The organism is Streptomyces sp. NRRL S-495 (genome assembly GCF_000966955.1).
Classification (GTDB): Bacteria; Actinomycetota; Actinomycetes; order Streptomycetales; family Streptomycetaceae; genus Kitasatospora; species Kitasatospora purpeofusca.
This window is the reverse complement of the sequence record NZ_JZWY01001395.1, coordinates 1-247: the sequence shown is the minus strand read 5'-3', so window position 1 is coordinate 247 and position 247 is coordinate 1. Positions and strand designations below refer to the sequence as shown.

General features: G+C 74.1%; 1 protein-coding gene. It reads right to left on the bottom strand.

The features are described 5' to 3' along the window. Positions 1-247: ketoacyl-synthetase C-terminal extension domain-containing protein (locus VR45_RS41835; RefSeq protein WP_045945230.1), on the bottom strand; the 247-nt coding region annotated here is incomplete at both ends.

Below are 247 nucleotides of genomic sequence, written 5' to 3'. Positions count from 1 at the left end.
CGGACGAACGCGCCGACACCACGAACGGCAGCAGCGCACCGTCCACCGTCGGCCCGGCAGCCTCCACCGGCGCGGACTCCTCCACCGGCGCCTGCTCGATGATCACGTGTGCGTTGGTGCCGCTCGCGCCGAAGGCCGAGACGCCGACCCGGCGCGGGCCGTCCACGGTGGGCCAGTCCCGGGGCTCGGTCAGCAGTTCCACGGCGCCCGCCGACCAGTTGACGAACGGGGTCGGCTCCTCGATGTG